General features: G+C 68.0%; 9 protein-coding genes. 5 read left to right on the top strand and 4 right to left on the bottom strand.

The features are described from left to right. Nucleotides 1–530 precede the first annotated feature (530 nt). The gene (locus AQJ64_RS44565; RefSeq protein WP_240512988.1) at nucleotides 531–1,871 is read right to left on the bottom strand and encodes a tetratricopeptide repeat protein; all 1,341 of its coding nucleotides are present in this window, start codon (nucleotides 1,869–1,871) and stop codon (nucleotides 531–533) included. Nucleotides 1,872–2,020: 149 nt separating this feature from the next. On the opposite strand from AQJ64_RS44565, the gene AQJ64_RS44560 reads away from it, so the two are divergent. The 5 genes from AQJ64_RS44560 (at nucleotide 2,021) to AQJ64_RS44545 (ending at nucleotide 5,744) form a co-directional block, all read left to right on the top strand. Beyond that, on the top strand, nucleotides 2,021–2,248 hold the full coding sequence (locus AQJ64_RS44560; RefSeq protein ID WP_240512987.1) for a hypothetical protein: 228 nt from the start codon (nucleotides 2,021–2,023) through the stop codon (nucleotides 2,246–2,248). 473 nt (nucleotides 2,249–2,721) lie between these two features. After that, on the top strand, nucleotides 2,722–4,194 hold the full coding sequence (locus tag AQJ64_RS44555) for an asparagine synthetase B family protein (RefSeq protein WP_206189955.1): 1,473 nt from the start codon (nucleotides 2,722–2,724) through the stop codon (nucleotides 4,192–4,194). Next, nucleotides 4,191–4,937 (top strand): class I SAM-dependent methyltransferase, encoded by a 747-nt coding sequence (locus AQJ64_RS44550; RefSeq protein WP_206189954.1) that lies wholly within the window; start codon nucleotides 4,191–4,193, stop codon nucleotides 4,935–4,937. Before AQJ64_RS44555 ends, AQJ64_RS44550 begins: the two co-directional genes overlap by 4 nt. Nucleotides 4,938–5,155: 218 nt before the next feature. Further along, nucleotides 5,156–5,470 carry an EndoU domain-containing protein gene (locus AQJ64_RS52565; protein ID WP_079062333.1) on the top strand — a complete coding sequence of 105 codons (315 nt, stop codon included), beginning with the start codon at nucleotides 5,156–5,158 and terminating at the stop codon, nucleotides 5,468–5,470. Between the two features lie 13 nt (nucleotides 5,471–5,483). Then, nucleotides 5,484–5,744 (top strand): MafI family immunity protein, encoded by a 261-nt coding sequence (locus AQJ64_RS44545; RefSeq protein ID WP_055638863.1) that lies wholly within the window; start codon nucleotides 5,484–5,486, stop codon nucleotides 5,742–5,744. 160 nt (nucleotides 5,745–5,904) lie between these two features. Here AQJ64_RS44545 and AQJ64_RS44540 read toward each other — a convergent pair whose 3' ends face one another. The 3 genes from AQJ64_RS44540 to AQJ64_RS44530 all read right to left on the bottom strand — a co-directional run. Further along, nucleotides 5,905–7,212 carry a tyrosine-type recombinase/integrase gene (locus AQJ64_RS44540; protein ID WP_055638862.1) on the bottom strand — a complete coding sequence of 436 codons (1,308 nt, stop codon included), beginning with the start codon at nucleotides 7,210–7,212 and terminating at the stop codon, nucleotides 5,905–5,907. Then, complete coding sequence (locus tag AQJ64_RS44535) at nucleotides 7,212–7,403, bottom strand: helix-turn-helix domain-containing protein (RefSeq protein WP_055638861.1); 192 nt, start codon at nucleotides 7,401–7,403, stop codon at nucleotides 7,212–7,214. The genes AQJ64_RS44540 and AQJ64_RS44535 overlap by 1 nt, the downstream gene beginning before the upstream one ends. Next, nucleotides 7,400–8,564: replication initiator (locus AQJ64_RS44530; protein WP_059203561.1), on the bottom strand; the 1,165-nt coding region annotated here is incomplete at its 5' end. The genes AQJ64_RS44530 and AQJ64_RS44535, both read right to left, overlap by 4 nt.

The following is an 8,564-nucleotide window of genomic DNA, read 5'->3' as shown; positions in this document are numbered from 1 at the left end:
CCTGGGACCGAAGTGTCAAGCATCTCCCGGGACCGGACACACGCAGCACGCGGCGAGCTGTTCAGAGTTTCTTTACTTGATCAAGAAGGGCGTCCCGCTTGCGCGGGCCGCCGCGCACCGGCGGCCGGTGACCGCCGCCCGCTCCTGTCTGCCGCCCCGCTGGCGACGCCCACCGGCCACTCGGCGCGCAGTGGCAGGCAAGCGAGCCGACCTCGATTCCGGAAGCAACAGCATCGGCCCGCAGCGGCGCCGCCGGCCCGCTCCGCCGAACGCCGCACAGCATCACGTCAGGCCGCGGCAGCGAAAAGCCGCGATCGTCGTCGGCGTGCCATCAAAGGCGAGGGCACAGATCGAGCAGCCCAGCCCGCTGCCGAGCGGCCAGGCCGGAGCGGGGCGGATGCTGTGACGGAAGGAAGAGGCGTGGTTGAGGCCGGTGCGGGGTTGCTGGAGACACACGTGGCGGGTGATCTGTCGGCGCACCCGCCGTCGTGGCTGACTTTCTGTGGCTGAGCTTGAAGGTGCCACGGGGATCAGGCGACCAGCGACGGTGGTGCGATCGTCCGTGCTCGGTCGTACAGGTCGAGCGCCGTCGCGTTCTTCAGATGAGGGCGCAAGAGACCGAACATCGCCTTCACGCGGTCGTCGGCGCGGCCGGACTGCACCTTGGGGTAGTCGTCGAGGGCCTGGTGCCAGGTGGCACACGCCGCTTCCAGGTGGCCGAGTTCCAACTGCCGCTCTGCCAACAGTCCGCGACGGTGTACTCGTGTGCGCTGGTACGCGCTGGGGCGGAGCCGGTCCGCTTGTTGCATGGCTTCGGCGGCTCCGGCTTTGTCGCCGAGTTCGTAACGCACCTGGCTGACGTGGTAGTTGAGCGAAGAAGGGTCATACGAGCCGAACGCCTTGCCGCGTGACTCGGCACGGTCCATGGCCGCCTCGGCCTCCCGGATGTAGCGCAGCGCGCTCGCACGGTCGCCGGTCTGCGCGGCGGCATGCGCCTGCTGGCCGACGAGGAAGGCCAGCATCCGAGGGCCGGCTTTCGGGGAAGCCGCGGCAGCGGCATCGGCCAGCTCCATAGCCTTCGCCCCGTGGCGGAGGTCGACCGCCTGGACGCTCATGCCCCGCAGGGTGGTGCAGTACGTCAGGTGGTCCTCGGCAGCGCCCGCCAGCTCCAGAGCCTTGACGTAGTAGCGCTGCGCGAGACCGTGCAGACCTTCGTCCACGGCCATGTAGCCGGTCAGGTAGAGCAGGTCCGAGGCGGCGGACAGCATCGCCTTGCGTACGTCCTCAGGTGCGTCGGCACGCAGGTAGGAGGCCACGGTGTTGACCATGAACGAGGCCGCCATGGGGCGTGCGTGACGGCCGCCGAACTCATCGTCCAGCTCCGAGACACGCTCGGTCATGGCGACGACCATGTCCACTTCGTTCATGCCGATGCGTGCTGTGCGGCCGGACTGGACAGCATCGGCACGCCCGACTACATCAGGCCAGCCGGGAATGGTGACGGCCACGGAGAACAGGCCGGCCCCCAGGACACTGCGGCGGGACGGGTCCATATCCAGCCTCCCCAGGTCGATCATCCCTTCCACGGTATCCGCAGCCGCGGAGGAGCGATCGTGTGGAACGGGCAGCCCGGCCTCGGCATGGGTGACGGGGCGGCCGAGGCGGCGGGAGAGAGCTTCGAGGATGCATCCGCGCACCGCACCGCGAGGGACGGTGCCGCCGAGCCAGTGGCTCACCGCCGACTCGTCATAGCGCAGAGGGATCCCGGTCTCGGTGCCGACGCGGTTCACCGCCCGCGCGAACTGGCGGTGAGTCCAACGGCTCTCGGCGATCAGGCGCCCGAGCGCCACGTTCGGTTCACGCTTGGCCATGCCCTCAACTCCCCGTGACCTTGCGAACTTTCAAGGCTTTCAAGTCCTGGTGCTGCGGCAACGGTACCGCTGAGCGTGGTCGTGCGGTTGCGTAGAGACAGCAGGCAACGGCGAGTCCTCGCCGCAGCCGTCGTCTGAAGGGCTGAGGGATGAGAAGCGAAGCACGGGCCCGTCTGGCCCGGATGACCGAGGAACGGGGCATGGACGGGGTGTTGAGGATCAACACCTACGAGGGCGCGGACATGCCGCCGGGTTCGAACCGGTTCTCGCCGTGTCTCTGCCCGCAGCACCGCAGTGCCACGCCCGAGTACGGCGCGGAGAAGCTGAGCGTCGCAGTACGCGAAGCCAACCAGCGCAGCCGCGGAGAGCGGCTGTGAACCGGTTAGCCGCAGCCGTCGGCCGCTACGCCGGACCAGTCCTGATCATCACCATCTCGGGATCGGTCGGCTTCGTCCTGGGTGTCGCCGCCGCATCCACACCCACCTGACTCCTCCCCGTCACGCACCCAGGCTCCCCACCTGTGACGAGGGAGGGCCCGCCGCCGGAAGCGGTGGGCACCCCGTCCGGCTGCCTTCTTCGCAAGGGTCCGGCAGCCGGACGGGTCCAACTCCGCAGCATCCGCCGCGGAGTCCACTGAAAACCGTAAGGGAGAAAACGATGAACGTGGACGAGCTGTTCACCGGCGACCTGATCACCGGCGTCCCGGCCGTCGAAGCCGCGCTGCTCGACAAGATGCCGGGCGGCGGCGACAACAACGGCGACCACTGCAGCAAGTGATCCAGGGCTGACGCCAGGCGGGGCGGGGCCGTGCGCGGCCCCGCCCCGCCGCACGACATCGGAAGAGGACTATATGTTGTCGATGCGTCTGCGCCTGGCCGATCTCCAGGAGCCCAAGTGGAGGTCAGAGGGCGGCCGTTGGGTCAACGGCGAGAGCTGGATCGAGCCCGCGAACGTGTCCACGTTGGTCATGGAGGTCAACGACGACCAAGCGCCGCGCGTACGGGTCCGCGTGAAGGAGTGCAAGGGGGACGAGGCCGACTTCGTCGAACTCACCATGGAGCCCGGACAAGCCCGCCTGGCGGCGGGCGTCTTCGGCACAGCCCCGCTCTACCTGGCAGAGAAGGCCGGCGAGTTCCACGCCTCTTGGGACCTGACGCTGCTGCGACTGCATCTGCGGGCCGACCGCCTGGTGCCGCGCGTTGTCGCCCGCACGCTGACGAGGCAGCACCGCTACACGTCCGAGACGCTCTTCGAAGGCGTCTACCGCCTCACCGAACGGGCAGCGGCCACGTTCACCCCTTCGGGACTCAGCATCCACTACCCCGAACCCGCCGAACACGTACTTGAACCACGTACGCTCCGGCTCGGGGTTGATCCGCTAGCCGCACTGGACGACTTGCTGACCGACGTGATCCGTCAGGCGCCGACGGCAACCGGATGCGTGGGCGTCGAACTGTCCGGCGGCGCGGACTCCGGGAACGTCGCCCTGGCCATCAAGGCGGCCCGCTTCCCGGATGTGTACAGCTTCGGCCTGCTGGTGGGAGGAAGCACCGGCAGGCAACAGCGCGAGCGGCGTCGGGTCCTTGTGGAGCACTGCGGCTTCAGAGACACGGCCACCCCCGCCATGCAGCACCCACCCTTCTGCGCTGGAGGCGTGCGCGCTGTGCGCAAGCCGCACGATCCGGCCGGAGCCTTCTACCAGGAGGCGTTCGACGTCGTACGAGAGCAGGCAGCCGCCCGGCGATGCGAGGTCATGTTCACGGGCAGCGGCGGGGACGAGATCAACGCACACCACTCCAGGACGCAGGTCGAACTGCCGACGCCGGAACCCGTGCCGTGGCTCGGCAAGAAGGCGGTCCGAGCGCTTTCCGAGGAGAATGAGTACCTGGCCCCCATCCCGGTGCTGCCCGTACCGACCCTGATGGCGTTCGGGATGCACAACCCCGGATTCCTCCGGGCCGGAATCTGGCCGGTGAGCCCGCTCGTGCACCCACGGATCGTGCGGTTCATGGAGCAGCTACCGCACGAGTACAAGCGCGGCAAGGCGCTGTTCCGCGAACGGATCAGACGGGCCGGGCTGCCCGAGTGGGTGGCCGCGCCGGCCGAACCGGAGAACTTCCTGGCCGTCCTGGAGAAGGGACTGCGGTCCTGCGGCCTGCCCGTCCTGGACGACATGCTGAAGGAGTCCATCCTGGTCGACCTCGGCTACGTTGACGGCAAGGCTCTCGCCCAGGCACGGAGGAACGCCGACTCCGCGCCGGTCGTCCCCGATCTGCTGTGCGATGTCCTCGCCTTGGAGGTCGGGCTGCGAAGCCTCATGTGACTAGCCCCGACACGGAAGCCGAGCACGTGGAAGCCACCAACCTCCTGTACCGCGATCCGGCACTCTACGACGTGGTCCAGTCCGACAGCACGAGCGCCGGAATGTGCCAGACCCTGATCGAGCTGCACCGGCCGGACGCCCGGACCCTGGTCGACTTCGGATGCGGTACCGGCCGCGACCTGGAGATCCTCGCCAAGCGCTTCGAGTGCATCGGCGTGGACCTCCAGCCCGGCATGGTCGACTACGCCCAGCAGGCCCGGCCCGGGCTGGACATCCGCACCGGCGACATGCGCACCGCACGACTCGGCAGCCGCATGGACGTGGTGACCTGCATGGGCAACAGCCTCGCCTACGTGCACGACAACAACGACATCGGCCAGGTCTTCGCCACTTTCGCGGCCCATGCCCGGCCGGGAGCGCTGCTCGTGCTGTGTTCCCCCGTCGCCCCGATCACCCGGACCGAGCCGACCACCGCCACGGTCGACACTCCGACGGGATCCGCGACCGTCACCATCCGCCACACGTGGGACCTGCGGACCCAGATCAACACCATGCACCGGCACTGGATGCTCCCCTCGGGCGACGAGGCCCGAGACGAGATCCGCAGGCGCGTCCTGTTCCCCCAGGAGCTCGAACGCTACGTGGAGGGCGCCGGCTTCGAGGTCCTGGACATGCTCGACGGCACAGGGACAGGGCTTACCGGCCCCACCGCATACACGGTGGCCCGACAAAATCCGCGGTGACCGGCGGCGCGAGAAATGGCACCAGCACCGCCGCCCGACTCCTGACGGCAGTAGCGACGGCAACAGCCACGGATCTCCCCGCACAACCACGGACACCAGCGGAACGCAAAACCCGCTCTGACCAGCGAAGAAGCAGGTAGAGGGGTGCCACGTAGCACACGTACTATGTACTCGCGGGTGAGACTCCGGTCCTCGTTCACAACAGCAACTGTGGCGGGATTGGGCGAGAGCTGCTTGGTGACGATGCCCAGCACATCCTCGACGGACATGCTTATCCGGGACTGCCTGGAAAGACAGTCTTTCCAAAGGGGTGGAGCGACGATGACATCCTGGACGCCGTGGCAGATGTCGCCACGAGCCCAAACAGTACGCGTGTCTGGAAAACCGGTTCAGCTAATTATGCTGAGAAAACTCTCCGGACGAGGAAGGGTGATCCTGCCGTTCAGGCAATCACTGGAGAGGTGCGAGGGGTAAGCATCGAGGTTCGCTATGAGCCGCTAACCGGTAGAGTTCTCACGGCTTTCCCGAAGTGAAGGAGTGTGGCATATGGAACGGTATCAGTACGTGCGGGCTCTCGTCTCGCAGCTCCTTGAGGAATCTCCTCTGACTTCGGAAGAGGTTATTGCCGACGTTCGCCACCTGATGAGCGTGGGTGAAGAGGAGTTGGCATTCGATACGATGTGCTCATGGATCTACGAGGATTCTCTTCCGATCTCCTCGGCTTACTATGAGCGCCTCGTGTCTACCGCTCAAGAACTGGGAACTCCGAAATCGGCAGATAGGCTCGATGAACTTATCGAGGAATAGATTCTTCGAATTCCGGACGGTGCTGGTGGATCTGGTGCCTCGATGTTGAATCGGTAGCGCGGATCGGTTCTCCGGAAATCGCAGTTGCAAATCTGAGACCCCGTCAACATGTGCTTGGCGGGGTCTCAGCGCGTCTTGACGGCAGTAGTTGACGGCAACGTCAGCGGACGAAGGATCCGACGAGGGGTGGTTCGTCGCCGTCGTCGTGCTTGCAGGTTGTCTCGGCGGGGTTGCGGAGGGCGCGGCCGAGGAGGTCGATGGCGTCGCGTTGGAGGCGGAGTCGGACGTGGGCGTACACGGTGGCGGTGACACCGATGTGGGCGTGGCCCAACAGCTCCTTTATCACGACCAGTTCTACTCCTTGCTCCAGGAGGAGGGTGGCCGCCGAGTGTCGGAGGTCGTGGAACCGGATGCGGCGGAGCCCGGCTCGGCGGAGCAGGGTGTTGAAGTGCCGGGTGAGGGTGGACCCTTCGATCGGTGCGCCGTCGGGACTGGTGAAGACGTAGCCGCTGTCCTTCCAGCCTGTCCCCGCTGCCTCACGTTCCTTGCGCTGTCGGTCGCGGTGCTGTGTGAGGGAGCGCAGGCATGGCGTCGGCAGGGCGATGCGTCGTTCCGAGCTCTTGGTCTTGGTCGGGAGGGTGGTCAGGCCGCCGGAGTTGGTGCGTTGGAGGGTGCGTCGGATGCTGGCGGTTCCGCCGGCCAGGTCGAGGTCTTCCCAGCGCAGGCCGAGGAGTTCGCCCTTGCGGAGGCCGGTGTGCAGGGCGAGTTCGAACAGCTGCTGCAACCGGTGACCGCTGGTGGTGATCAGGAACGTGCGGGCTTCCTCGGCGGTGAGAGGTTCGAAGCGGCGGGGCCGTGATGTGCCGGTGCGGACGTTGCGGGCGACGTTGCGTGGGATCTCCTCCTCGCGCACTGCGTGCTCCAGGGCGGACTTGAGGACGGAGTGGACGTAGGCCAGGGTCAGGGGCGAGAGCCGTTTGGAGCAGCAGTTTCCGGCGGCGCAGCAGAGAGGTTGGTCGCGGGCGGTGTCGAGGCCGCGGGTGCAGCACTGGCAGGTGGTGCGGAGCTGGTTGAGCCAAGTGCGGACGTCCTTGGCGGTGAGCTTGGCGAGCTTCTTCCGTCCGAGGCCGGGGATGAGGTAGAGCCGGGCGATGGCGGTGTAGCGGGTGTGAGTGTTCTCGCGGAGCTGGTGGACGGCGACAGCGTCGAGCCAGTACGTCAGGTACGCGGCCAGGCTGCCCTGCGCGGAGGGCGTGGGGAGTCCGCGGTTGCTGGCGGCGATCTTCTCGGTGAGCTTGGCCAGAGCCTCCTTCCTGGTGGTGCCATAGACACGGATGCGCTTGCGGGTGTTGCCGGGGGCGAGGACGTATCCGGCGGCTTCCCAGCGGCGGTCTTTTCGCTGGTAGACGGTTCCGTCGCCGTTGGCGCGCACGCGGCGGGAGGCGGGGGTGTCGCGGGGTGTGGTCATCAGGCGGCGGCTTCCTGTTCGAGGCGGGTGTGGATGAAGTCGGTGAGGGCGTGGGTGGGGATGCGGCGGGCGCGGCCGAGGGTGATGGAGGCGAGTTGCCGGGTGCGGAGGAGGTCGTAGACGGCGGTGCGGCCAAGTTGGAGGCGTGCCATGACCTGGGGGACGGTGAGGAGTTCCGTGCCGGCGGTCACGCGACAGCCCCCGGCCGGACAGCACTGGTCAGCCGATCAGTGGAGTGACCGACCGAGTGACCGGCGCGGTCACCGGTGCGCTCCGAGCGCCAGGGTCGCGGCGGTTGCTCGGGTCGGGTCTGCCGTTTCGCGGCCAGGAGGTCAGCGAGATGTTCGAGTTCGGGGAGAAGGCCGGTTCCGGCGTACTGCCAGTGGGAGATGACCAGCGTCGTGTCCGAGTCCACGCGCTGACCGGCGATGTTGCGGTGACCGGGGGCCAGGTCGGTGGGGTGTCCGGCGCGGTCACCGACCGGGCTGCCGTCCGTCTGGCCGGCCTGCGTCTGAGCTGACGCCGGGGCGGGGGTCTGGGTGTCGGGTTGGCCGGTTCGCCAGGTGGTGCGTTCGGCTCGGAGGTGGGTGAGGGGGGTGGAGTAGTGGCGGGTGCGGGTGGAGAAGTGGCCTCGGAAGCCGAGCATGTGGGCCCATTGGCGTAGGCGGAGGTGGGCGTGTCGGCGTTTGGTGGCGAGGTGCCAGGCTGTGTGGATCATGCGGCGGGCGTGGTCGGTGATGTCGTGGGTGGCGAGTTCGGCGAGGAGGCGGAGTCGGCGGTCGAGGGTGCCGGTGGTGGTCTCGGCGCCCTTGGTGGCGTACTTGGCGATGTAGGCGGCGACGTGCCGCTCGGTGACGGGGCCGCCACCGGTGAAGTCCGTGCTGCGGATCGCGCGGACGTCGATCTGCCGCCCGAACCGGAACATCGACCCCTCGCCCTGGCCGACCTCTCGGGCCCCGGTCGCGTGCCCGGCGGGCTGCGATTGGCCCTCATGCGCGACGCGGGTGCGTGTGGCGGCGGCGCGGACGGCGTGGTCGAGGAGCTGGGTGGTGGCCCAGGCGGGCGGGGTGCTGGTGGAGCCGGTGGGTCCGTCGAGGCGGATGACGGCGTGGAAGTGGACCTGTCCGCGTTTTTGGTACTCGGCGACCTTGGCGTAGGAGAGGGTGGCGTGGTGGCGCAGGTCCCGCTGCGTAAGCCCGGCGGCTTTGGCGATCTCGCGGCGTAGGTGGGTGGTGAAGCGGGCCCACAGGGCCGGGGCGTGCGCGTTCCAGAGGACCGCGCCCGTGTAGTCGTACCGCTCGGGGTTGAGCGGGGTGCCGAGGGTCGGGTCGTCGTCGGGGTGGGTCTGGCCG

It is taken from the genome of Streptomyces griseoruber (genome assembly GCF_001514205.1).
GTDB classification, from domain to species: domain Bacteria; phylum Actinomycetota; class Actinomycetes; order Streptomycetales; family Streptomycetaceae; genus Streptomyces; species Streptomyces griseoruber.
Note: the sequence above shows the minus strand (reverse complement) of the source record. Positions and strands in the feature narration are given on the sequence as shown.